The organism is Roseibium sp. ROS1 (assembly GCF_054658215.1).
The window spans coordinates 509,811-533,846 of record NZ_BAAGIG010000003.1 but is presented as its reverse complement, the minus strand read 5'-3'; the positions used below and the strand labels follow the sequence as shown (position 1 = coordinate 533,846).

Annotated in this window: 20 protein-coding genes; 8 read left to right on the top strand and 12 right to left on the bottom strand. The window is 59.5% G+C overall.

Annotation, left to right across the window (positions count from 1 at the left end; genetic code table 11):
* Nucleotides 1-7 precede the first annotated feature (7 nt).
* Nucleotides 8-1,546: a hypothetical protein gene (locus tag ACYQ6M_RS18580; protein WP_460074922.1), complete on the bottom strand. Its 1,539-nt coding sequence runs from the start codon at nucleotides 1,544-1,546 to the stop codon at nucleotides 8-10.
* 109 nt (nucleotides 1,547-1,655) lie between these two features.
* Nucleotides 1,656-2,567: a DMT family transporter gene (locus ACYQ6M_RS18575; protein WP_031269674.1), complete on the bottom strand. Its 912-nt coding sequence runs from the start codon at nucleotides 2,565-2,567 to the stop codon at nucleotides 1,656-1,658.
* Between the two features lie 229 nt (nucleotides 2,568-2,796).
* Between ACYQ6M_RS18575 and ACYQ6M_RS18570 the strand changes: the two genes are divergently transcribed.
* Together ACYQ6M_RS18570 and ACYQ6M_RS18565 are read left to right on the top strand one after the other, a co-directional pair.
* A complete protein-coding gene (locus ACYQ6M_RS18570; protein ID WP_075283297.1) occupies nucleotides 2,797-4,959 on the top strand; it encodes a malate synthase G in 2,163 nt (720 codons plus the stop codon).
* Nucleotides 4,960-5,257: 298 nt separating this feature from the next.
* The gene (locus ACYQ6M_RS18565) at nucleotides 5,258-7,360 is read left to right on the top strand and encodes a putative bifunctional diguanylate cyclase/phosphodiesterase (protein WP_082809826.1); all 2,103 of its coding nucleotides are present in this window, start codon (nucleotides 5,258-5,260) and stop codon (nucleotides 7,358-7,360) included.
* A 93-nt stretch (nucleotides 7,361-7,453) separates the two neighbouring features.
* Here ACYQ6M_RS18565 and ACYQ6M_RS18560 read toward each other — a convergent pair whose 3' ends face one another.
* Genes ACYQ6M_RS18560 through ACYQ6M_RS18550 form a run of 3 tightly spaced genes read right to left on the bottom strand, consistent with a single transcriptional unit; the run spans nucleotide 7,454 to nucleotide 11,776 of the window.
* Nucleotides 7,454-8,665: a mandelate racemase/muconate lactonizing enzyme family protein gene (locus ACYQ6M_RS18560; RefSeq protein WP_460074919.1), complete on the bottom strand. Its 1,212-nt coding sequence runs from the start codon at nucleotides 8,663-8,665 to the stop codon at nucleotides 7,454-7,456.
* Between the two features lie 10 nt (nucleotides 8,666-8,675).
* The gene (locus ACYQ6M_RS18555; RefSeq protein WP_460074917.1) at nucleotides 8,676-10,163 is read right to left on the bottom strand and encodes an aldehyde dehydrogenase family protein; all 1,488 of its coding nucleotides are present in this window, start codon (nucleotides 10,161-10,163) and stop codon (nucleotides 8,676-8,678) included.
* A complete protein-coding gene (locus tag ACYQ6M_RS18550) occupies nucleotides 10,160-11,776 on the bottom strand; it encodes a GMC family oxidoreductase (protein WP_460074915.1) in 1,617 nt (538 codons plus the stop codon). The genes ACYQ6M_RS18555 and ACYQ6M_RS18550 overlap by 4 nt, the downstream gene beginning before the upstream one ends.
* A gap of 179 nt (nucleotides 11,777-11,955) precedes the next feature.
* On the opposite strand from ACYQ6M_RS18550, the gene ACYQ6M_RS18545 reads away from it, so the two are divergent.
* The gene (locus ACYQ6M_RS18545) at nucleotides 11,956-12,885 is read left to right on the top strand and encodes a LysR substrate-binding domain-containing protein (protein WP_460074913.1); all 930 of its coding nucleotides are present in this window, start codon (nucleotides 11,956-11,958) and stop codon (nucleotides 12,883-12,885) included.
* A 303-nt stretch (nucleotides 12,886-13,188) separates the two neighbouring features.
* Here the strand turns inward: ACYQ6M_RS18545 and ACYQ6M_RS18540 are convergent, their stop codons facing one another.
* A complete protein-coding gene (locus tag ACYQ6M_RS18540; protein ID WP_460074911.1) occupies nucleotides 13,189-15,561 on the bottom strand; it encodes a fatty acid cis/trans isomerase in 2,373 nt (790 codons plus the stop codon).
* Nucleotides 15,551-15,781 (bottom strand): hypothetical protein, encoded by a 231-nt coding sequence (locus ACYQ6M_RS18535; RefSeq protein WP_208984440.1) that lies wholly within the window; start codon nucleotides 15,779-15,781, stop codon nucleotides 15,551-15,553. Before ACYQ6M_RS18535 ends, ACYQ6M_RS18540 begins: the two co-directional genes overlap by 11 nt.
* Before the next feature lie 202 nt (nucleotides 15,782-15,983).
* Here ACYQ6M_RS18535 and ACYQ6M_RS18530 point away from each other — a divergent pair, with 202 nt between their 5' ends.
* The 4 genes from ACYQ6M_RS18530 (at nucleotide 15,984) to ACYQ6M_RS18515 (ending at nucleotide 19,932) form a co-directional block, all read left to right on the top strand.
* Nucleotides 15,984-17,309: an NAD(P)/FAD-dependent oxidoreductase gene (locus tag ACYQ6M_RS18530; RefSeq protein ID WP_062490063.1), complete on the top strand. Its 1,326-nt coding sequence runs from the start codon at nucleotides 15,984-15,986 to the stop codon at nucleotides 17,307-17,309.
* A 1-nt stretch (nucleotide 17,310) separates the two neighbouring features.
* A complete protein-coding gene (locus tag ACYQ6M_RS18525) occupies nucleotides 17,311-18,633 on the top strand; it encodes an NAD(P)/FAD-dependent oxidoreductase (protein WP_460074909.1) in 1,323 nt (440 codons plus the stop codon).
* 51 nt (nucleotides 18,634-18,684) lie between these two features.
* A complete protein-coding gene (locus tag ACYQ6M_RS18520) occupies nucleotides 18,685-19,317 on the top strand; it encodes an N-acetyltransferase family protein (RefSeq protein ID WP_460074907.1) in 633 nt (210 codons plus the stop codon).
* Between the two features lie 69 nt (nucleotides 19,318-19,386).
* Complete coding sequence (locus ACYQ6M_RS18515) at nucleotides 19,387-19,932, top strand: ClbS/DfsB family four-helix bundle protein (protein ID WP_460074905.1); 546 nt, start codon at nucleotides 19,387-19,389, stop codon at nucleotides 19,930-19,932.
* Here ACYQ6M_RS18515 and ACYQ6M_RS18510 read toward each other — a convergent pair.
* The 5 genes from ACYQ6M_RS18510 to ACYQ6M_RS18490 all read right to left on the bottom strand — a co-directional run bounded on the left by ACYQ6M_RS18510 (nucleotide 19,914) and on the right by ACYQ6M_RS18490 (nucleotide 23,232).
* Complete coding sequence (locus ACYQ6M_RS18510) at nucleotides 19,914-20,642, bottom strand: GNAT family N-acetyltransferase (protein ID WP_460074903.1); 729 nt, start codon at nucleotides 20,640-20,642, stop codon at nucleotides 19,914-19,916. The two genes, ACYQ6M_RS18515 and ACYQ6M_RS18510, sit on opposite strands and share 19 nt — an antisense overlap.
* On the bottom strand, nucleotides 20,623-20,943 hold the full coding sequence (locus ACYQ6M_RS18505) for an antibiotic biosynthesis monooxygenase family protein (protein WP_075281439.1): 321 nt from the start codon (nucleotides 20,941-20,943) through the stop codon (nucleotides 20,623-20,625). The genes ACYQ6M_RS18510 and ACYQ6M_RS18505 overlap by 20 nt, the downstream gene beginning before the upstream one ends.
* The gene (locus ACYQ6M_RS18500) at nucleotides 20,940-21,470 is read right to left on the bottom strand and encodes a MarR family winged helix-turn-helix transcriptional regulator (RefSeq protein ID WP_055658073.1); all 531 of its coding nucleotides are present in this window, start codon (nucleotides 21,468-21,470) and stop codon (nucleotides 20,940-20,942) included. The genes ACYQ6M_RS18505 and ACYQ6M_RS18500 overlap by 4 nt, the downstream gene beginning before the upstream one ends.
* 173 nt (nucleotides 21,471-21,643) lie before the next feature.
* Nucleotides 21,644-22,621, bottom strand: coding sequence for a DnaJ C-terminal domain-containing protein (locus ACYQ6M_RS18495; RefSeq protein ID WP_023001831.1), 978 nt, complete (start codon nucleotides 22,619-22,621; stop codon nucleotides 21,644-21,646).
* Between the two features lie 197 nt (nucleotides 22,622-22,818).
* A complete protein-coding gene (locus ACYQ6M_RS18490) occupies nucleotides 22,819-23,232 on the bottom strand; it encodes an RT0821/Lpp0805 family surface protein (protein ID WP_289807173.1) in 414 nt (137 codons plus the stop codon).
* Nucleotides 23,233-23,366: 134 nt separating this feature from the next.
* On the opposite strand from ACYQ6M_RS18490, the gene pdxH reads away from it, so the two are divergent.
* Entirely contained in the window at nucleotides 23,367-24,002 is a 636-nt protein-coding gene (gene pdxH / locus ACYQ6M_RS18485) for a pyridoxamine 5'-phosphate oxidase (RefSeq protein WP_075281437.1), read from the top strand.
* Nucleotides 24,003-24,036 lie beyond the last annotated feature (34 nt).

The window sequence follows — 24,036 nt, the reverse complement described above, 5'->3', positions numbered from 1 at the left end:
AAATGCGTTAACGTCCGAATGCTTTTCGGAACGGCCATGTAAGAAATCTCACCCAGTCGCCGATAAAGAGCCAGATCATTGCCGGAACCAGCATGATCAGTGCAAACGGTAGGAAGAAGACGATCTTCACGAGCTTGAGCGGCAAAGAGGGAGCATTGGCGGCAGCACGGTTCCCCAGCACGAAGCGCCAGAAGCGGTTCCACCAGCGCCAAAGATACCAGCTTATGAACAGTGTCATGACGGAAAGGACCGAGAGCAGGATCAGGTCGAAATTTGATATCCAGGGTATCCAGCGGCTTTCCACTTCTTCCGTGTGCTCGGGGTCCTCGCCATTGCGGTGAATGGTCCTGACACTTGTGCGCAAGCTTGCGTCCAGCAACCAGCCTGCGAGCGTATAGTCGTCTCCGGCAGTGGCAGACACCTGAGGCGAGGTCGTTACGGGGGGCGCCTCCGCGCTGAAACGGCTTGCGGTAACAAGGCGGAAGTTTCGTTCATCGGCAGCGTGGATCAGTGTCGTGCTGTTCGGAGGCGAAAGTGCCTTGAGCAGCTCCGCCTGGGTCATTGCCGACTGCGCGGCCTCGAAGCGTTTTTCGAGCGCTGTTCTTGAAAACCAGCTTTTGCCGGGCTGCACCAGTGACTTGCTTTCCACAAGCATCAGGTTGACCCGCTGGCTTTCAGCCGCCTTCTGAAATGCGTCGAGGTCGATTTCCCGCATGGACTTGCCGTCACGCACGCTGAGCTGAGGCCGACCGGTTTGCGGGTGCGGGGTGATGCGGCCGGTGACAACCAGCGTCCTGTTTTTGTACTTCGCCAGGCTGGAGGCCAGAATGTCGGCATTCAGATCGGCAATCATGTCTCCGGGACCTGATGCATTGGCTGCTTCGGAACTGTTGAACCGCGCCATCTTGAGATCCGCGCGTTTAACCGGCCGGGACAGGAACCTGATGTTTCCGTCGAGCGCCCTTGCGGTTGCCGGGTTGATCAGGACGCCTGGAGAAAGCGCAACCGCAAGCCGTGTGCCATTTGAAGTGCTGATCGGTTTCAGGTCGTAGGTCTTGCCATTTGGCCTCACCATCACCGCCCGGGCTTTGGGGGGGAGGTTATCCAGTTGGTCCCGAAGTTTGAAAAAATCGGTTTCCCGAAGCGCAAGTTGCAGGGCGTCGGGCACAGGAGCCTTGCCCGGGAGATCACCCGCCAGTGGCCGGTGGGTCTGTCTGGCGGCATCATCCAGGGCATTCGGCAAGTCGTGCAGGGAGGCGAGCTGAAGGCTTTTTCCGTCAGGCGTGACAAGCTGCCAGGCGTTGCCTGGTGCCGGCATCCGGGCAAGGGATGCAGCACCAGTGACCTTGGGCAACCGCTTTGCAAGGGAAGCGCCTTCATCGAGAAGATGCTTGGGCGTGTCGATATGCTTGCCTGCGGACCCCGCCGCATCGCCTGCTTCCCGCGCAAGCCGCGACAACAGCCCGGCGTGGGCGGTCGAGACAACACACAAGGTGGCTGCCACGAGGGCAAACACGCGGAGAGAACCTTTGAAACTGCGCAACACGCCTGAAATCCCGGTCAGATAGAAAAGGTGTTTCCAAAAAACTCAAAACGGCAGCAAGGATAATGGGCTACGACCCGGTTGCAACTGGAGCGGCACTGTGCCGATCCGCTTAACCTGCCTTGCGCTCCGACAGCCAGATGCCGCCGATTACCAGCGCCAGAGCGGTGCCGTGGTACCATTTGAACGGTTCTCCGAGGATGGAGACCGCCAGTATGGCGGCAAAGATCGGCACGAGGTTGATAAAGACCCCCGCGCGCGCCGGCCCGATCAGTTCGACACCTCGCATGAAGAAAATCTGCGCGAGGCAGGAGGGAAACAGCGCGATATAAAGGACCACGAGCCAGCCCTGGAGTGACGGCCACTGAACGGTGCCGGCAGCGATGTCGTATGCAAGTCCGGGCAGAGATGTGATGGCCGCAATGCCGGACAGAACCGCAAAGAAGGCCAGCGGTGAGACCTGGGGCCGGTCACGCAGGGCAAGTGTATAGCCGGAATAGAGCACACAGGCGATCAGCATGACGCCATCGCCCGGATTGACGGCAAGCGCCAGCAGCACGTCCAGGCTGCCCTGGGCTGCAATCAGCGTCACCCCGGCAAGCGTCAGCAGAATGCCGATCACCTGCAGGGCTCGGATCCTGCTGCCGAAGGCAATCATGGAACCGATCAGAACGAGAATTGGGACGGACCCCTGGATAATGCCAAGGTTGACGGCCGTGGTTTCCGTCGCAGCGATGTAGAAAAGGGTGTTGAACCCGATGAACCCGAAGACGGCCATCAGCACCATGCGGAAGGAATAGGGCCGCATCAGGGGCCACTCCGCACGTATGTGCCGCCATTGCAGCGGGACCAGGATGCCGGCAACGATCACCCAACGCAGGAACACCACCACCATCGGAGACACTTCCCCCACCGCAAGGCGGCCAGCGACGGTGTTGCCGCCCCAGAACAGTGTGGTCAGGGCCAGCATCAACAGGGCGTTGCCGTAGGTCAGGTCGCCTACACGTTTAACCAGCGAAAACATGAAAACCGTTGCGTGGAAGATGGAGTGGAAACCCATCGGTAACGGATTGGCGGGCGCAGGCAAAGGGCTATCTTTTTGTATACCGACTTATACTGTTGGAGATAATGATCTGGATCTTTTCCAAAATGGAAAAAGTCATCCAATCGACCCGGCAATTGACGATTGCGTGTTAAGACCCCAAAACACGGGCTAATATCAGACATTCAAGTTCGTTTAGGGGAGCTGACAGATGACAGGCCGCGTCGATGCCCATGGATTGCAAGTTGCCAGGGTTCTTTATGACTTCGTCAATGAAAAGGCCCTTCCGGATACCGGCGTCGATCAGGACCATTTCTGGAAAAGCCTGTCCAGCCTGATCCACGATCTGGCACCGAAGAACCGGGCACTGCTGGCAAAGCGCGACAGCCTGCAGGAAAAGATCGATATCTGGCACAAGGCCAACCCCGGTACTCCGGACATGGACGGCTACAAGACCTTCCTGACGGAAATCGGTTACCTGGTGCCGGAAGGTGCAGACTTTGCTGTTGGTACCGCCAACATCGATCCGGAAATCGGCTCTGTCGCGGGCCCGCAGCTTGTCGTTCCGGTGATGAACGCGCGCTATGCGCTGAATGCCGCCAACGCCCGCTGGGGTTCTCTTTACGATGCGCTTTACGGCACCGATGCGATGGGCTCTTTGCCGGCAGGCAAGGGATTTGATCCTGCACGCGGTGCCGAGGTGATCGCCTATGCACGCAAGGTCCTGGATGAGGCTGCACCGCTGGCTGATGGGAGCTGGTCCGACGTGACCGGATTTGCCGTTGAAGGCGAAGCTCTGGTTCTTTCCACCAAGACGGGCTCAACGAGCCTTGCCGACGGTTCGCAGTTTGCCGGCTATTCCGGGGACAACGCGGCTCCCTACAAGGTCCTGCTGGTCAGAAACGGTCTGCACCTTGAAATCGACATTGATGCGCAGCATCCGATCGGCAAGACCGATGCCGCCCACATCGCCGACGTGATCCTGGAATCGGCCATGTCGACGATCATGGACTGCGAGGATTCCGTTGCCGCTGTCGATGCGGAAGACAAGGTCGTCGTCTACACCAACTGGCTTGGCCTGATGAAGGGCGACCTGGAAGAAACCTTCGTCAAAGGCGGCGAAACCGTTACCCGCCGCATGAATGGCGATCGCAATTACACCGCTCCCGACGGCTCCGCGCTGTCGCTGCACGGTCGCTCGCTGCTGCTGATCCGCAACGTCGGCCATCTGATGACCAATGATGCCGTGCTCGACAAGGACGGCAACGAAGTGCCGGAAGGCCTCCTCGACGGCATGATCACTTCTCTGATCGCGCTGCACGACATTGGCCCGAACGGCCGGGAGCTCAACAGCCGCGCGGGTTCGGTCTATATCGTCAAGCCGAAGATGCACGGACCGGAAGAAGTGGCATTCGCCTGCGAGATCTTCAACCGCGTTGAAGATGCGCTGGGCCTCGAGCGCAACACGCTCAAGATGGGCATCATGGACGAGGAACGCCGCACCACGGTGAACCTGAAGGAGTGTATCCGCCAGGCCAAGGACAGGGTGTTCTTCATCAACACCGGCTTCCTCGACCGGACCGGCGATGAAATGCACACGTCCATGGAAGCTGGCCCGATGATCCGCAAGGGCGACATGAAGGCCGCGACCTGGATTAGCGCCTACGAGAACAACAACGTCGATGTCGGACTTGCCTGCGGCCTGCCGGGCCACGCGCAGATCGGCAAGGGCATGTGGGCGATGCCGGACCTGATGCATGCCATGCTGGAGCAGAAGATCGGTCATCCGATGTCCGGAGCGAACACGGCCTGGGTTCCGTCACCGACCGCTGCAACGCTCCACGCGCTGCATTATCACAAGGTCGCCGTGAAGGATCGTCAGAACGAGCTGAAGAGCCGCGCTTCCGCCAAGCTGGAAGACATTCTCTCCATTCCTGTCGCCGAACGTCCCAACTGGGCTCCGGAAGACATTCAGGCAGAACTCGACAACAACGCCCAGGGCATTCTGGGCTACGTCGTCCGCTGGGTTGAACAGGGCGTTGGCTGTTCGAAGGTGCCGGACATCAACGATGTCGGCCTGATGGAAGATCGCGCAACGCTGCGCATTTCCTCGCAGCACATCGCCAACTGGTTGCACCATGGCGTTGTCGGCCGTGAGCAGGTTCTGGAAACCATGAAACGCATGGCCGCTGTCGTTGACGGCCAGAATGAAGGCGACCCGCTCTATCGGCCGATGGCGGCGGATTTCGACGGTTCGGTCGCTTTCCAGGCAGCTTGCGAACTGGTGTTCGAAGGCACCAGCCAGCCAAATGGTTACACCGAGCCGGTGCTGCATCGCCGCAGGATCGAGTTCAAGGCGAAAACCGCAGCCTGACATTTGTCACCAGGTCTTGAAGTTTCGGCCGCCGGGAGCGATCCCGGCGGCCGAAATCGTTATGATCCCCTGTTCCCGCAGGGCGTGTTTCTTCGTTTTGTGCTGCGCAATACGGGAATGGTAAACGGGTAAAAATCGAAGCAAACTGTCTTGGATCGAAAGCGTACAGTTTCCGGAAAATACTCTCGCATTTACAATCAGTTAAAACAATTTACCAACTGTTATCCATATTGCATGGGATATAGGTGTTTTTACTACTTTAGAGCAGAAAAACGCTATCTTGCATCATCTGGAGTTGATGATGCTAACCGTCCTGTCTTGCATAGCTTTCGAGCATGACCCGTTGTTTGTTGCCCTGGCGGTAATAATCCTGACGGTCGGTGCCGTTTTGACTATGCGGCTGTTCGCCCGTGTCCGGCGGACGCAGGGCGATCTCAAGTATCTCTGGCTGCTGTTGTCCGGCCTGATTGCCGGCGGTACGATCTGGAGCACGCACTTCGTTGCCATGATCGCCTACAAGAGCCCGTTCATTCTGGGTTACGATCTCAAACTGACGGCCTTCTCGCTGGTTATCGCCATTGCCGGGACGACAGCAGGACTTCTCGTCAGTAGCATCTCCCAGCGTTCGGCACTTATCGAGGTTGGGGGTGTCATCTTTGGCGCTTCTATTGCGGCGATGCATTTCATCGGAATCAAGGCGCTTCAGATATCCGGCATCATGATGCTGTCGACGCCTTTCGTGGTGGTTTCCGTCGTTTTGGCCTGCGTCTTCTGCCTCATTGCCACCAGCCGTGTCGCCCGCCCGGTGACGCGCTACTGCAAATACGGTGCTGTACTCAGCCTGATCCTGGCTGTGGCCAGCCTGCACTTTGTTGCGATGGCTGGTGTCGAAATTCTGCCCCTGCGACTGGATGGCAGCGTCAAGGACCTTGTCTCCAACCAGTTGATCGGCATCTCGGTGGTCTTCACCATGAGCGTCCTGTTGCTGTCGGCGATGATCACCTATTCGATCGACAGTGCGAACTCCCAGGTTGCCGAAAGCAGGGTCAACCACATTACCCATCACGACCCGCTGACCGGTCTGCCGAACCGCCGGGCACTCGACCGCCATCTCGATAGTTTCCTGACAAGGTATGCTGCCGACAATGCCCGGGTCGTCGTGCTCAACTGCAGTCTGAGCCGGTTCAAGGAAGTCAACGAAGTTCATGGCCATGCGTGCGGAGATGCTCTGCTGCGGCACGTTGCCAAGCATCTGTCGGAGAACCTGGAGGCCGATGAATACATCGCCAGGAACGGCGGTGTCGAATTCGTGATCGTCGGCAAGCCGGTCTACTACCGGGGCTACATCCTTGACCTTTGCAAGCGCATCCAGAAGCTGGTCGCTCGGCCACTGCTATGGCAGGGCGAAGAAATCCGCGTCAGTTGCAGTGTCGGCTACGCGAACTATCCTGATCACGCATCGTCGGGGGCGCAGCTGATCGAAGCCGCGGAGCGGGCCATGCATCGTGCCAAGGCGGCCGGCGGCAATGCCGCGCTTTGTTATGACGTCGAGCTGGATCAACAGACCCGCGAGCGCAGCGCCCTTGCCATGGACCTGCGCAATGCCCTGAAGAACGGAGAGTTCGAGCTTTATTATCAGCTTCAGAACGATGTCATGACCCGGGAAGTCACCGGCACGGAAGTTCTGCTGCGCTGGAACCACCCGCAGCGCGGCATGATCCCGCCGTTCGAGTTCATCCCGATTGCGGAAGAGACCGGCCAGATCCGCGAAATCGGCGCCTGGATCATTCGTACCGCCTGCCGTGAGGCGGCTTCCTGGGACAACCGGGTCAAGATCGCGGTCAATGTGGCGCCAGTGCAACTTGCTGACAGCAGCTTTCCGGATATCGTTGCCCACGCCTTGAAGGAAAGCGGCCTGTCGCCGGAGCGTCTCGAACTGGAGATCACCGAGACCGGCATCATCGCCGACACATCGCATGCGCTTCAGATCATCCACCAGCTGAAACGTCTCGGCATTCGCATCGCCATGGACGACTTCGGCACCGGCTATTCGTCGCTTGCCACACTGCAGGCCTTTCCGTTCGACAAGATCAAGATCGACCGGGAGTTCGTCAAGGATCTCGGGGGCAACAAGCAGTCAGAAGCGATCATCAAGGCAACGATCATTCTGGGTGAAAGTCTCAATATTCCGGTGCTGGCCGAAGGTGTGGAAACGGAAGACCATCTCGGCTTTCTTGCTTCGCAAGGGTGCAACGAGGTTCAGGGCTTCCTGTTTGGCAGGCCCATGCCGGTGGCCGACGTCCGCCGTGCCTTGATGGCATCAACCGCCATCCGGGTCGAAGAACCGGTTCCGCCCGCTGAGCCCGCGCAGGACATGACGCTGATCAGCAAGGTGGCCTGAGGCAACCTTCATTCCCGTCATCCCATGGCTTGACCATGAGATGACAAGGGCATGGGCCGGGTAAAGAAAACCGCCTTGCCGACCCTGATCCCTTTATAGCGGCAAAGCCGGGCTTTCCTGAAACCCGAGGTGCAATTCGTTGCCGGTATAGGGATGGGCCCGCGCGACGTCTTCGTTCAGATCATGCCCGAGGCCCGGTTCGCTTGAAGGAATGACATAGCCGTCTTCCCATCGAATAGGCGTCTTCAAGAGGTCGGCATAAAAACCGTCGAAGGTCCGGATCGATTCCAGCACCAGGAAATTCGGGCTGCAGGTTGCCAGCTGGATGTTTGCGAGCGCCACCAGCGGACCGCAATAAAGGTGAGGGGCGATCTGCGCTGATCGGCATTCCGCCATGGCGGCAATCTTCTTGGCTTCCAGAAGGCCGCCGACGCGACCAAGGTTCATCTGCAGGATACTGGCCGCACCGGATTCAAGCACGCGGGCGAATTCATACTTGGTGCACAGACGCTCACCCGTCGCAATTGGCATGGATGTAAACCGCGCAACCTCGGCCATGTCTTCCGGCTTTTCGGGCGGAATCGGTTCTTCAAACCAGAGCGGATCATATCCTTCGATCCGGCGTGCAAGCCGCTTGGCCCCGGAAACGGTGAACTGTCCGTGGGTACCGAAAAGAAGGTCGGCCCTCGTGCCGACGGCATTGCGGATCTGCCGACAGAAGGCTTCCGAGCGTTCCAGATCGTCAAGGCTCGGCTGGTGGCCATCGTAGATCGTATAGGCACCAGCCGGATCGAACTTCACCGCCGTGAAACCCTGGCTGACGGCCTTGACCGCCGCTTCGGCCGCCATGTCCGGATCGTTGTAGACATTGGGTTTCGACGGGTCCGGATAGACATCGCCATCGGAGGGATAAAGGTAGGTGTAGGAGCGCAGGCGCTCATGCACCTTGCCGCCCAGAAGCTGATACGCCGGCTTGCCGGCAGCTTTGCCGATGATGTCCCAGCAAGCCATTTCCAGACCTGACAAAACGCCCATCACGGTCACATCAGGACGTTGCGTATATCCGGCACCATAGGTCTTGTTCCACAGCTTCTCGATATGATGCGGATCTTCGCCCTCGAACTGGCGCTGGAACACGTCCTTCGCCATCTCGGCCACCAGGTGCGGGCCGAAGGTGGCGTTGTAGATCTCGCCATAGCCTGTGATGCCGCAAGCGGTCACCAGCTTGACGAAGATGAAGTAGCGCCCGCCATGGCGCGGCGGGGCGTTTTCGACGACGAAGGTCTCGATTTGGTCGAGTTTCATGGTGGTCCGCTTAGCTCGCGTTGCTGATCGTGATGGACTTTACCTTGGTATAGGCATCGAGGCCTTCCCAGCCTTTTTCGCGGCCGTAACCTGATTTCTTGTTGCCGCCGAAAGGCAGCTCAAGCCCCCCGGCCCAGTAATCGTTGACCGACACCTGGCCGCAATCCATTGCGCCGGCAACCCGCATCGCCCGCCCGACATCATTGGTATAGACGCTGGCAATCAGGCCGAAGTCTGTGCCGTTGGCAAGGGCGACGGCTTCTTCTTCGCTTTCGAACAGTTGCACCGACAGGACCGGGCCGAAAATCTCTTCCTGAACCGCCGGATCGTTCGGTGCAAGGTCCGCAATTACCGTTGGCTGGAAGAACCAGCCTTTGCCCGTCTCCGCGTCGCCGGTAGCGTCGCCGCCGGTCAGGATGTTGGCACCGCGCGCCTTTGCGGCATCCACATGGGCCTTGATGCGGGACAGGTGCAGCTCGGAATTGATGGCCCCCATGTCCGGAGCCGTCAGTCCGTGACCGGTCCTGATCTTGGCGGCTCGTTCGGCAAGCATGGAAAGCACTTCGTCGCGGATCGATTTATGCAGGATCAGCCGGGATCCGGCCGAACAGATCTGACCGGCGTTCGAGAAGATTGCCCAGTAGGCTCCGTCGGCGACCTTTTCCGGATCGGCGTCGGCAAAGGCGATCAGCGGTGACTTGCCGCCAAGTTCCAGCGTCAGGCGGGTCACATTCGGGGCAGCCATCTGGGCAACATTGATACCGGTGGTGACGGAGCCAGTGAAGGTCAGCTGCTTGATGCGTGGATCGCGCGCCATCTGCGCGCCGACATCACTGCCCAGGCCGGTGACCACATTCACCAGCCCTTCCGGCACCCCGGCCTCGCAAAGCAGTTCCGCCATGACCAGCGCGGTAAAGGGCGTGGTCTCGGCCGGCTTGGCAACAACGGAACAGCCCGCGGCAAGGGCAGGGGCGACACCGCGCGCGAAGGTCGAGGTGGGATAGTTCCAGGGAATGATGTGTCCTGTAACGCCGACCGGTTCGCGCACGGTGAAGGCGGTATAGGCCGGACCAAGATTGACCGATCGGCCATCGAGCTTGTCGGCAGCGCCGGCGTAATATTCGAAAAGGCGCGCGGAGGACTGAACGTCACCCTGGGCCTCCGCCAGCGTCTTGCCGCTGTCGACCACCTCTATCACGGCCAGCCGGTCTGCGTTGTCTCGGAAGACCCGGGCAACATTGTTGAGGATACGGCAGCGCTCTGCCGTTGAGACTTGCCGCCAATGCAGGGCTGCTTTCTCGGCAGCGTCGATGGCGTTATCCATATCGGTGTCGGACCCGAGAGAAAATTCGGCAAAGGCTTCCGCCCGGCCCGGATCGAAGCTTTCCATCTTCTTGTTCGAGGCCGGAGTGCGTTTGCCGGCTATGAAATGCCCGTCGGGCAAGGCATCCAGCTTGCCGGTTGTCAGATAGTCTTGGGCGATGTCCTGAACGGTCATGAGAGGGCTCGCTTCTGGTCTTCTAGAATGAGATCGGCTCCCTTGAGAGCCAGCATCATGGTCGGGGCGTTGGTGTTGCCGGAGGTTATGTTCGGAAAGGCGGAGGCGTCGGCAACGCGAAGCCCTTCAATTCCGTGCACCTGCAGCCGGCTGTTGACGACGGTTGTCTCGCGGTTCTCGCCCATGCGGCAAGTCGATACCGGATGGAAGACGGTGCTGGCCCGGGCGCGGAAGTCCGCCAGGATGCCGTCGCCGTCAAGGTCTCCGAGGTTCGGAGCGATGGGGTTTTCGACAAGTGCGCTCAAGGCCTGGCTTGCCATCAGCTTCTGGCAGAGCTTGCCGCCGTCGATCACGGTCTGGCGGTCTTCCTCGGTCGCCAGCGAATTGGGCTGGATCGAAGGCGCTGCACTGGCATTGGCACTTTTGATGTCGATGCGGCCGCGGCTTGTCGGGCGGGCCGGCTGTGCGCAGATGATGAAGCCGTTGAACGGATCGATGCTCAGCCGTGTCTTGTCCTTGTAAGGCCTCAGGCGATAGCTGATCGGATTGAAATAGAGCTGCTGGTCCGGCCGGCTCAGCTCGGGACGCGAGCGCAGGAACCCGCCGCACTGGTTGACGGATAAAGCCAGAGGACCCTTGCGGGTTGCTGCGTATTGCATGGCGGACAGGGCCTGGCCCAGCAAGGGGCGCAGGATCGCATTGAGTGTCGGTTCCTTGGCGCGGAAGGTGAAATTCGCAGCCAGATGATCCTGCAGATTGCCGCCGACATTGTCATTGGCCTGGATCACCGGAATGCCGAGCTCATTCAGCAACCTTCCCGGGCCGATGCCGGAAACCTGAAGCAGTTGCGGCGAACCGATTGCGCCTGCCGCCAGGATGACCTCTCGGCTGGCAAGCAGGGTTTCCCCGCTCAGGAGTTCGACGCCGACAGCCGTTCTTCCTTCAAACAGGATGCGGGCAACCTGGGCCTGTGTCCGGACGCTTAGGTTCTTGCGGGCAAGGGCAGGATGGAGATAGGCGCGTGCGGACGAGCACCGGCGGCCATCTTGCGTGTTGATCTGGTAAATGCCGCCACCTTCAGGAGCATCACCGTTGAAGTCGTCACTCCAGGGCAGGCCCACTTCGCGGATCGCGGCAAAGAAGTGCCGGTTCACCCTGTGGATCTGGTCGGACACATTCTGGATATGGATCGGTCCCTCGCCTTGCTTCACACCCTCGCAGGTCACCCGGGTTTCAAGGCGCTCGTAAGTTGCCTTTACATTCGCCCAGCCCCAACCTGCCGCGCCGGAGGCCTCCCAGTCTTCGAAATCGCCAGGCAGACCTCGGCAATAGACCATGGCGTTGATCGAGCCGGAGCCACCCAGCAATCGACCGCGGGGCCAGTAGACACTGCGCCCGCCGAGGCCTTCGTCTGGTTCGGTCATGAAGCGCCACGTGCGTTTTGGGTCGGAATTCAGCTTGCCATAGCCGAGTGGCAGCGACACCCAGGGTGAGGCATCGGACCCACCGGCCTCCAGCAGCAGAACACGCGTCTGCGGATCTGCGCTCAGGCGTTCCGCCAGGATACATCCGGCCGAGCCGGCTCCCACGATGATGTAATCGACCTTGTCCATGATGCGCTGCCGGTTGACCGCTGTTTCGGAGAAGTGTCTGCGAGGATCGAAAATTCCTGAAACGAAAAAATATTTGGTATAACTTTGAAAAAATTTGAAGGAGACGCTTGTTGCACAGGTGCGAATTCGTTTCAGAAAATGCAAACAGCTTCCGCACCTGATGATGGAAGGAAGACGAAATGGCCTACAGCCTGCCACCGCTCACATGGCTGCGCGCCTTCGAGGCGGCTGCGCGCCTGGGGAACTTCACCCGGGCGGCGGAGGAGCTGCTGATCACTCCGGCTGCTGTCAGCTACCAGGTTCGCCAGCTGGAACAGCTCCTCGGCTACCCGCTGTTCGACCGTGTTCACAGGGAACTGGCCCTGACCAGACTGGGGCAGACTTACCTGCCGACGGTCGAGAAGGCGTTTTCGGATCTTTCCATCGCCACCGTCTCGGTGTTTGGCGAGCGGGACAGGCAGCCGGTTCGTTTTCGCTGCCTCAACAGCTTCGGCCAGCTCTGGATGATCCCGCGTCTGCGCTCTTTTCAGGAGGCACATCCGGGCATCGACCTGCAGATGATCTCGGCCTCCTGGGCGGAAACTCTCAGCCCGGAACTGTTCGACATAGATATCCGCTTCGGCGACGGCAGCTGGACTGACGGAATGGTGGCGTTTCTGTTGAACGACCCGATCATCCCGGTCTGTCATCCGGATCTGGCGCTTGACCCTGGCAAGCGTGAAATCGAGGCGCTGGCGGAAGCAACCCGGCTCGACATCATGGGCGTGATCGACACCTGGGAGAGCTTCTTCCGCAGCCACGGTCATGCGGTTCCAAAACGCAACGGCCTGCAGGTCGACCAGACCCTCTCTGCCCTGGAACTGGCTGCTCTCGGCCATGGACACGCTCTGGTTCTGGAAACGCTGGCCCAACCGTATCTCGACAGCGGCCGGCTGATCCGTTCATCGGACAAGAAGATAAAGAGCCGGCACAGCTACTATCTCGTCACCGACGGCTCGCGTCAGGCACTCGGCCCCGACGCCCAGATCTTTTGCGACTGGATGTTCCGGGAACTTGGCGGCGAAGCGGGGGAAGGGAGGATCAAGGATATGAGAAGTTTGTCGGACTGACCACGACAAACTCCGGTTCAAACTGGACGTCTGGACTGAAAGTGTCAGAGGGCGCAGTTGACGTGGTTCGTGTAACGAACTTCCGCCCTCCTCAGTTGTCATCCCCGCGAAGGCGGGGATCCAGTAACAACATGAATTTGCTTTGGAAATATAATTCTCACCTCACGGTGTACTGGATTCCCGCCTTCGCGGGAATGACAAGTGTGGTTGTGGCAGTCGCCGCGGGAACCACTTTCGGATCAGACACTCAGGATAAGGAAGTGAGTTTGGCTGAGCAAAAGCTCACCCGCTCAAGCTGCAAGATTAATCCAGCGAGAAGGTGAACTCGAACAACCGGTCAATCGGGTCGAGCGGTTTGGGATCGCGGTATCGATTGAGGTCTAGCAGGCCTGCCTGAAGTTCATCCTGGTCTTTCAGGGCGGTCTGGATCCGGTCGAAGTCGGTCCAGAATTCCGGGTCGGTTCTGCGGACGCCAAAACGGTCGACGAGCTTGAGGAAATCATCTTGTGACCTGATCTCCCGAACCGTTTCCACGAAGGCCGGCAGGTGATCCTGTTTCACCTTGAACATGAAATTCGGATAGCTGCTGAACTGGCCGGGCACGACCGTCACGCTGTCGTTCTGGGGTTCGCGGCGCAGATCCTCGTTGAAGATGAAGGCAACGTTGCTGTGGGCCATGTCATGCACCAGGGTAAAGACCTGCGTGTCCCGTTCCGTTTCCACGAGCAGAACAGAGATATCAGGCAGGAACTTTGCATATGGCGCAGGTTTCTGGGCAAGCGGGCGTAGTTGCCCGGCAGGCGTGTCACTGGACGCACAGGCATTGCCGGTGCAGCGGTTTATAGGGTCTTGTTCAGCCCACAGGCCAGCAGGTTCGCGCAGCAGCTCGGTGAGGAACTCCTCCTTGGGATCGCTGGTGGAAAAGGCGATACCCGTCGGAGACCTGGTGTCGAGCGCGCTTTCCTTCCAGAGATCGACCATGCTGACTAGCGGACCCTGATACCAGCTTTCGTGCATGGGTTTGCGCACTTGTGGCGGCAGGAACGACAGGAAGGTTCGCTCTCCTTCACGGCGCAGGCTGTCCATGTAAAGGCGTGTCGTGAGCTGGTGTTCCACGTTGCCGAAGACATCGAACCCGGCAACGAGATTGTAGTAGATCCGCTCGAACAGCGGGAAATCGATTACCCAGGCGGTTTCGGGCACCGCGCCGACGAAGCCTGTCACCACCGAGGCGGAAGAGAAATTACGGTAGACGGTCAGACGGGCATCGACTTCGGAGCCATCACCTTGCCAGATGTCACCGTAGTCGGGGCCGCCTTCCGCCAGGAACTTGCGTTCATACCGCCCCTTGCGAAACTCCTGATACTTGACCGGTCCGAGCGACAGGAAGCCTTCCAGACGCTTGGACAGTTTTCCCTTTGACTGGGCAACCGGCAGTTCGAGGATCGGGGTCGCGGCTTCCAGGAAGCTCGGGTCGGTGACGGAGAGATCGGCGTCGGGTGTCAGGAAGGAGACCCAGAAACGGTCCTCGATCACGTTCACCGCGACCTGGCCGTAGCAGACCGGACCACGAATGAAAGAGCGGACAAAATAAAGCGCTTCGTCCAGCAGGAACTGGTAGCGGCTGCGCGCAGGAATGGCGCGGAAGGTCGACAGCGGGTTGCCGCCTGCAGCCGTTGAATAGGGCGGCAGGCTCGCAATCTCCCAGTCGCTTTTCAGGAACAGGTCTTCATAGCGGTTCAGGCGTTTGGGGCCGATCTCATAGACCATGTGCTCCTTGTGCAGGATGGTGCCGTCAATCGGGATGAGCCTGTAATGAAAGGGGCCACCTGGATCGTCAAAGGGGCGGCGCGAGGCAATCTCATCTGGAGGCGAGCCGGTCGCGGTTCTGGAACGGATTACGCGGAAGAAGCGGTTCGGGTCATCGCTTTCCAGGTGCAGATGGGCCAGGAACAGATGTTCATAGATATAGCGCGCGACAAGTTTCGACCGTTTGTCGCCGCGGTTGAAGAACGTTTCGACGGTGTGCACCGACTGTTCGACACTCTGTGGCAATCCTTTGCCGGCGTCCGGTGCAGGTGCCCCATCCCTGGCCCAGGACAGCAGGGTCTCGTAGTCGCCATCTGCAAGCGGCGCCATGGCAAACGGCATGCCGCCCTGCGGGTGTTCCTTGAGATAGTCCTTCACCTTGCCGGGCATGGCGCAGGTGTTTGCACGCAGCGTCGAAATGTCGATGTCGTCAGGAAGCGGCGCTCCGAGCTTGAACGAATTCTTGCGGCCGGCCAGCAGCAGTTGTTCCAGAACGGATGGCCCGTCCTGTGCACCGACAACGTCGAAGAAACCCTTGGCGCGCCAGCCCGGAACAGACTTTGCGTCGATCCCCAGGCGTGTCATCGGAGCATCTTCCAGACGCGAGGAATCGTAGACTTTCTGCTTGCTTGCTCCGCGCATCCAGCCCGCGGCGGATGACAGCTTGAGCTGACAGGGCGCGTCATAGCAGCCGTGGCAGACGACGCAGCGCTTGTTGAGGACATCGAGAGCTGACGTATCCTCCTGCGCCGATGCAGCACCGGCACAGCAAATCAGAAGTATGGCGCGAAACGCCTGTTTCAGGATCCGGGACCAGAGAGCCTGAAGGCGGCCGGCCGCACTCATGCCAGAGGCATCAACCTTCATCGTCTTCCATCCGTGGACGGGTCACCCGGCTCGGGTCGTCAGGCCCCTTGTAGTTGAACAGGTACGCCCAGGCGGCATAGGCGGTGATTGCCGCCATGATGTAGACCCAGGTGATATTGCCGAATGCATATTCCACTCCGGTCCAGCCGGCGCAAAAAGCGACCAGAACAATTCTGCGCCAAAGCGCATCAAACCAGGGATGTTCTACGGGACCAAACACAGTTTTGCCTTCCTTTTGCGTCATCTGAGCCGAGCTGCCCGGGCTTGCTGACGTAGCGGGAGCCTCAAGAGCTTGCAAAATCAGGCAAAACTTGCCTGCCATCACCTGATTACACCTTGAAACTGGCTGCTGAACAAGGGAATGTGGCGTACCACTCCCGGCCACGGAATTTCATGTTGATAAGAGGAGCCTGGCTTCCGACATGCTGACTGCGCTTGATCTCCTGACAGCTAATGACACGCCAGGTCAACACCCACCTTCCTATTACGCTGCAACTGCCAACAGGCAAACGGCTCACCCGGTTCTCGATGGCTCACACACCTGCACGGTCTGCGTCATCGGTGGCGGTTATACGGGGCTATCGGCTGCATTGCATCTGGCTGAACGGGGTGTTGACGTCATCCTCCTGGAAGCCAACCGGATCGGGTGGGGCGCCTCGGGCCGCAATGGCGGCCAGGTCGGTTCCGGCCAGCGCATGGACCAGACGGTTCTGGAAGAACGCCACGGCAAGTCTCACGCCAGATTGCTGTGGGACCTTGCCGAGGATTCCAAGGCACTGGTCAAGGACCTGATCATCAAGCACCAGATCGCCTGCGACTACACGCCGGGGATACTGCATGCCGATCACCGCAAGAGTTTTGTCGAGGAAAGCCGGGACTATGTCGAGCATCTCAGGCTCGTCTACGGCTATGAGGACATTCGCTTTGTCGGTCCGGATGAAATCGGCGAGCAGGTCGGCAGTCCCCGGTACTACGGCGGCTCTCTGGACACGGGCGCAGGCCATCTGCATCCGCTCAATTTCGCACTGGGTCTCGGGCAGGCAGCCGAAGCTGCAGGGGCCAGGATTTTCGAGGAAACCAAAGTCACCGGCATTGACGGCCAGGGCACGGGACGGATCACCGTGAGGACGGGGCAGGGCGACGTTCGTGCAGAGCACGTCATTCTGGCGTGCAACGGTTATCTCGGCCGCCTTGACCGGCAGACCGCCGCGCACGTCATGCCGATCAACAATTTCATTGTCGCAACGGAGCCCTTTTCGGAAGACGAGGCGCAAAAGATCATCCGCAACAACGTTGCCGTGGCCGACAGCAAGTTCGTCATCAACTACTTCCGTCTGTCGGCAGACCGCCGGCTGCTTTTCGGTGGCGGTGAGAACTACGGCTATCGCTTTCCGGAAGACATCAAGGCCTTCGTGCGCGAACCGATGCTGGAAATCTTCCCCCAGCTCAGCGACGTGGCCATCGATTACGGCTGGGGCGGTACGTTGGCGATTACGCCCAAGCGCATGCCCTATTTCGCAAGGATTGCGCCCAACATGCTGACCGCAGGTGGGTACTCCGGCCACGGCGTTGCCATGGCAACCCTCGGTGGTCAGGTGCTGGCGGAAGCCGTAACGGGAACTGCGGGTCGCTTCGATGTCTTTGAAAAACTGAACGTACCGGCATTCCCCGGTGGAGACCGGCTCCGCTTCCCGCTTCTGGTACTTGCCATGACGTGGTTCTCTCTGCGGGACAGGCTCGGGTTCTGAGATGCCGCAGAGCCGCACAGAAGCGCGCCGGACGATCGGCAGTTACTGGGAAGCCAGTGTTCCGCAGGTCAAGCAGGACCGGCAGCTCATCGGCAACGCGCTTTTCGACGTGGCGATTATCGGCGCTGGGTTCGCCGGGCTGAGCGCTGCGCTACGGCTCGCGCAGGCAGGCGTTTCCGTGTGCGTTCTGGAAGCGGAACACGTTGGTTACGGCGCCTCGGGCCGCAACGGCGGATTTTGTTGCCTGGGTGGTACCAAGCTCGACGAGCGCCGCCTCATCAAGAAATTCGGCCTCGAGGAAGCGCGCCGTTTCGTTGCCTATCAGGTCGCGGGCGTCAATCTGGTTGCCCAGAGGCTCGACAGCTGGGGTGTTGACGCCGACCGCCATTCCAATGGGGAAATCTATCTTGCCCACCGGCAGAAGGATTTCGCCGGCTTTCAGGCGGAAGCAGCGTTCCTGAAGGAGAACTTCGGTATCAAGGCCCGGGTGCTTTCCAAGACGGACCTGGACGCGGAAGGCTATGGTGGGCCAACATTCCACGGCGGACTGCAAGTACCCTACGGCTTTGCACTCAATCCTATGGCCTATGTCCAGGCTCTGGCGGATCAGGTGCGCCGAGCCGGTGGCAAGATCTTCGGCAAGTCGCCGGTGACAGGGATGACCCGGGACAATGACCGCTGGCAACTGGAGACCGAACACGGCTTCATCCGGGCCCGGAAGGTTGTCCTGGCGGGTAATGGCTATGCACGCGAGGATGCACCCAAATGGCTGCACGGGCGTACGCTGCCGGTCATGTCGTCAATCCTGGTGACCCGCCCCCTGAGCGAGGGTGAACTCGCCGCACAGGGCTGGACCTCCGACACCATGGCTGCCGACACTCGTTACCTGTTGCATTATTTCCGCCTGTTGCCTGACCGGCGGTTCCTGTTCGGAACGCGCGGCGGCATTTTCGAAAATGCCCAGTCGCTCACGGCGATGTACAAGCGTGCAAGGTCGGATTTCGACGAGATGTTTCCTGCCTGGGCGGGCATTGAGGCCGAACACAGCTGGTATGGACATGTGTGCCTGGCGCGAAATCTGACCCCCTTTGTTGGGGAAGTGCCCGGTCTCGGCGGCGTCTATGCCGCAATGGGGTGGCATGGCAGCGGCATAGCAATGGCATCGATCTCGGGGGAGAAGGTCGCCGGACTGATCCTGGGCAAGCTTCAGCCGGAAGATCTGCCGGTTGCCCTGCGCCGGCCTTTTGCAAGGTTTCCCCTACCGTCACTGCGCAAACTCTATCTTCAGGGCGCTTACTGGTGGTACGGCTGGCAGGACAGGTAAACCGCAGATCTGCATTCGCCATGATCCGGGACCATTGAAGACAGAAATCGGATGCTTATGACTGATACCATGATCGTTCGGCGGGCCGAGCTTCGAGACCTGGAAGCCGTTTACGATATCTGCCTGAAAACCGGCCATGCCGGGCGCGACGCCACGGATCTTTATTCTGACCCCGCATTGATCGGCCATATCTATGCAGGGCCCTATGTGGCCTTGAAAGGTCCGATCAGCTTTGTCGCTGAAGATGATCTCGGCGTGTTCGGCTATGCCGTCGGCGTGAGCGATACACGGGCTTTCGAGCACGAACTGGAGCGGGAATGGTGGCCGGCTTTGCGGGAACGTTACCCGAAACCGGTGCAGCAGGAAACCGAGCAGTCAGCAGATGATCAGCGGATCCGCACGATCCACAATCCGTCGCCCGTGCCACAGGCCGTCATCGATGAATATCCGGCGCATATTCACATGAACCTCTTGCCGCGTGCGCGCGGGAGAGGAGTTGGCACCAGGCTGCTGGACGCCTGGATTGCCGCTGCCAAACTGAAGGGTGTATCGGCTGTTCATGCCGGGGTAAGCGCTGCCAACGAAGCCGGGCTCGCTTTCTGGACAGCACGGGAGTTCCATCCGGTTCTGACAGTCAGCAACAGCGGATCTCATGGCACTATCTGGTGCGGGCGAAGCCTGTAGTCGCCACGGGCCAACAAGGCCTTAGCTCCGCATAGTTTGCACTGAATGTTGTGGTCACGGGAGAGCGGAATGCCTGCAACCACGAAAACGGAATTGCTCGCCGCAAGCGAGAGCGAGTTTTCAAAGCTGCAAACGCTCCTCGATGACCTGCCCGCGATGCTGCGCCTTGAAAAGGATGCGGACGGCATATCGCCAAAGGATATCGTCGGTCACCGGGCCCACTGGATAGACCTGTTTCTGGGCTGGTACCGGGACGGCCAGGCCGGCAGACCGGTCTGGTTTCCGGCCAAAGGCTACAAGTGGAACGAGACACCCAGATACAATGCCGACTTGCGGCAAAAGCAATCCGGTCTTTCCTGGCGATCGGTGCGATCCCTTCTGGAGGGAAACCATGCCGAACTGCTCGCCCTCGTGGAAAGTCTGGAGAATGACGAACTCTACGGCGAACCGATGAAAGGCTCCAACAACAAGTGGACGACGGGACGCTGGGCGGAAGCCGCCGGTCCAAGCCATTACCGGTCGGCTTCGAAATATCTTCGCCAACGTCTTTCTCAGTTTCAGGAGGAAAGAGACCGGCGCAATTTCGATGTGAGGGATCAGTCCGGGTCGATCTGAGCCTTGCGTCTGACAACGGCTACGTTGACCTCCCGCCATATCTCAAAACCCAGCTTGCGGTAGAGGGCAATTGCTCCGTGATTGTCCGCATAGGCGTGAAGGAACGGAGTGTCGCCGCGGTTCCTGATGACTTCAGTCACATGAAGAGAGAGCTCGGATGCCAGGCCTCTGCCTCGGAAATCGGGATGAGTGCAGATCCCGCTGACTTCCGTATAGCCGTCGAGGTTGATCCTGCTACCCGCCATTGCAGCCAGACGGCCGTCCAGCCTGATGCCGAAGAAAGTGCCCAGCTCCGGCGTGCGCGCGGTGAACGGACCCGGTTTTGTAAGCGCTGCAAGCTCGACCATCTCCGGGACATCGGTTTCGTCCAGCTGCACGATTGAAGTCGATCGGGATGGGCCTTCTGACGGGGAAACTTCCACCATGAGGACACCCAGCGCGGTGATCTCTGCCTCAAGTTCATGAGGCAGGGCGATGTCATCCGCCTGCAGTATGAACGCCCGGTCGTCACCCGGTTGAATCAGCTCCGCCAGCGCGGCCAGAGCTTCGGGCGAGTTGTTCGCCGCTGCCGCAAAGGGGGAGATGGCCGGATCGAAACGGCGGGCAAGGTCGCCTCCCTGGCTGAATTGCGCATGCCGGGAAGTCAGGGCTGACCAGACAACCCGCTTCAGAAGGCTGTCCCGGCTCGGTTCATTCATAACTGCGTGCATCTTCGAGCTCATAGTGTTGTGAAATCAGATCCCATCGCTTCAACACGTCCCGGGCGGCATCGGGCACATAACAGCGCTCGTAATCCGGGCCTTGAAACGCGATGATGTCGTCAAGCGAGCGGAAACTCATGATGGTGATGAACTCCACCTCGGTTTCCAGGTTCCTACGAAGCACCTCAATGCCGAGATAGCCGGGAATGGCTTTCGCCTCGATGCCCGGAATGACCTGTGTCGTGAGAACATGGGCATAGGTGTCGGCCATGCCGGGATCCGTCCAGCCGTGCCAGATGCGCTTGATCATCGTTCAATCTCCGGGGGCGTTTGCAGAGAGTTCCAGTCCTGCAAGGGCCTGTCCTTGCAGCGGACGGAAAGCGGCCTCGTGCAAAGGGCATCCTCCAGACCTGCAAGCTGGTCAAGCAAAGGACCTTCCAGACTGTTGCAGGCATCGGCAACGGCCAGTGTGATCGCGGGCCAGAGCGTTTCTTTCAGATGGGCGACGAGGGCTACTCCCTTGTCGGTCAGGCCGATTGTCGTCACGCGACGGTCCTGTTGCGAGGGAACGGATTCAACCAGTCCATCCGACTTCATCTTGTTGATCGTTCTGGTAACGCCCGGTTGGCTCTGGCCAAGGGTCTTCGCCAGATCGCCGATACTCAGCGGGCCTTGCCGGTCGAGTGCGGCAAGAACAGGGTTGTGCGGCGTAGGCAGACTGGTGTCGGCAAGCTCGGCCGCTACGATCTGCGTTTGTGCCTGCAGCATTTCCCCGATCCGTTTCAGCCGGCTGCCCAGGGTGGCATAGCCAAGCGCGCGGACGACATCTTCGCTCATGGGTCACTCCATTTACATAACTTGATATATAACTAGTTATGTAAATTCACAAGATCTAGTTGTTGAGAAATTGGAGACTGACCTGAGGCGGAGATGTGGAAGATCGAAAAACGTCGCCCCACCAGTGGCACTGGCGGGGCGAGGTGACGGTCAACAGTTGACGAGGGGGCCGCCTAGTCGAATTCCGGTCCGCGTGCACGGTACGGAGTGATTTCCTTCCAGGCCCGCATCAGCGTGTCCAACTCGTCGTCGCCGTGCGGCGGCATTACGATCTGCAGCTTGACCAGAAGGTCGCCATGACCACCGGTCTTGGTCGGCAGGCCTTTGCCCTTCAGCCGCATGGATTTGCCGCTGGAGGCGTTGGCCGGAATGGTCAGGTTGACAGCACCGGACAGGGTCGGCGTACGCACCTTTGCGCCCAGAACAGCTTCATAAAGTGTCAGAGGCAGGTCGAGGTGGAGGTCGGATCCCTTCACTTCGAAAAGCTTGTGAGGCTTGAAACGGATCTCGACCAGGGCGTCGCCTGCAGGACCGCCGTTTTCCCCGGGGTGCCCCTGGCCCTTGAGCCGGATCTTTTCGCCTTCGACCACCCCCTTGGGCAGGGTAACATTCACCGTCTTGCCGCTTGGAAGCGTTACCTGGGTCTTGCCGGAGTTGACGATGTCTTCCAGCGAGGCGCGGGCGACGATTTCCGCGTTGGCGCCTTTTGTCTTGGGCGGCGCCTTCGCGCGGGCGCCGCCGCCGAAACCTGCACCGGGTCCAGCGCCTGCACCTGCGCCGGCGCGTGCACGGCCACCGCCGAAGCTGCCGAAAATGTCGTTCAGAATATCGTCGAAACTGCCGCCGCCACCAGATGTCTTCTGGGTGCGTGCACCGCCGAAGTCTTCATATCCGGAAAAGCCGTCAAAACCATGCGCCTGATAGCGCTGCTTGCCCTCCGCATCGATTTCTCCGCGGTCGAACTTGGCACGTTTTTCCTTGTCGCCGACAATTTCATAGGCCTGATTTGCTTCGGAAAAACGCTGTGCGGCCGTCGGATCATCCTTGTTCTGATCCGGATGGTATTTTTTGGCCAGCTTCCGAAAGGCCTTCTTGATTTCGCTCTCGCTGGCAGATTTTGCCACCCCGAGAACGCTATAGGGATCACGCATTCGTCTCACCAGGTTCCTAAGATTTTCCGGCAGGCTGCCCCGCGCACTGCTCCGTTCGGCGAGCCGAACACAAGCGTGCAAGTTTAGCAGGTCATGCTTGACCGGACTTGTCCTCTATATCGGGATGGATAGGAAAAAATTCCAGACCCCGAATTCGTCTTGAGGACCTTCCGGTTTTAGCGGTTTTTTGACGGGGTTCAAGCTTCGGCGACAGTCAGGCTGGTGACCGCGAATTTTTGCGTGATGTCCCGGCAGGCCGTGCCGGAGTACAGCTTGATGCCGACGATGGTATTTGCCGTCGTCTGAAAGCCGAGACAGCCTGTCTCGCTGTAGGTGGAGGCATTGATGTTCGACAATGTGCCGGAATTGCCGCTGATCGCGTTGAGCCAAGTCAGCGACAAGGCCTGCGTCGGCTTTCCGGCGGCAAGGTCCTGGCTGATAGTGTCGAGGTTCTGCGCGATCACAGACCGGTCGTCCTCGTTGATATCGGCATAGGCGACGTCGGATGCGGACGGAATGGAGCCGGTCAGGACTGTCGGGGAATCGATGTTGTTGCTGCCCACCGGAACGGACAACTGGCTACAGCCGCCAAGTGCGGTTGCAACGGCCATGCAAAGTGCGGCTAAGGGTTGGATCTTTATGTGCCCGGCAGTATATGAACGCATACGATACATTTTTCAGGCAGCCCCCCGGTCCGGCTTTTCGAGCCGCTTTAAAGGCTGTCGTTTCCTTCGACAGGTTACCGATGACAGACCTTAAAGATCCCCCTGAAGAGTTAACAAAAGGTGACTTTACAGAGGTAGTGAAGCCATTTGAGCTTTTTGCAGAATGGCTTGAGGACGCCAGGGCTTCGGAGCCCAACGATCCCAACGCACTGGCGCTGTCGACCGTCGACGCAGACGGCCTGCCGAATGTGCGGATGGTTCTGCTGAAGGACTTCGACGAACGCGGCTTTGTTTTTTACACAAATTTCGAAAGCGCCAAGGGGCAGGAGCTGCTCTCCGCCGGCAAGGCTGCCATGTGCTTCCACTGGAAGTCCTTGCGCCGGCAGGTTCGCATTCGTGGCCTTGTCGAACAGGTTTCGAACGAGGAAGCGGACGAGTACTACCGCTCCCGGCCGCGCGGCAGCCGGATCGGTGCCTGGGCGTCCAGGCAATCGCGGCCGCTGGAAAGCCGTTTCGCGCTGGAAAAGGAAGTGGCGAAATATACCGCCAAGTTCGGTATCGGCGACATTCCGCGGCCCGACCACTGGTCAGGCATGCGCCTGGTGCCGGTTTCCATCGAATTCTGGCACGACCGGCCGTTCCGGCTTCATGACCGCGTGCAGTTCACCCGAACTGGCGCGGATCAGCCATGGTCCAAGGCGCGCCTGTATCCGTAACGCGTCTGCGATGAAGCTGAAAGTTTCAAGATGC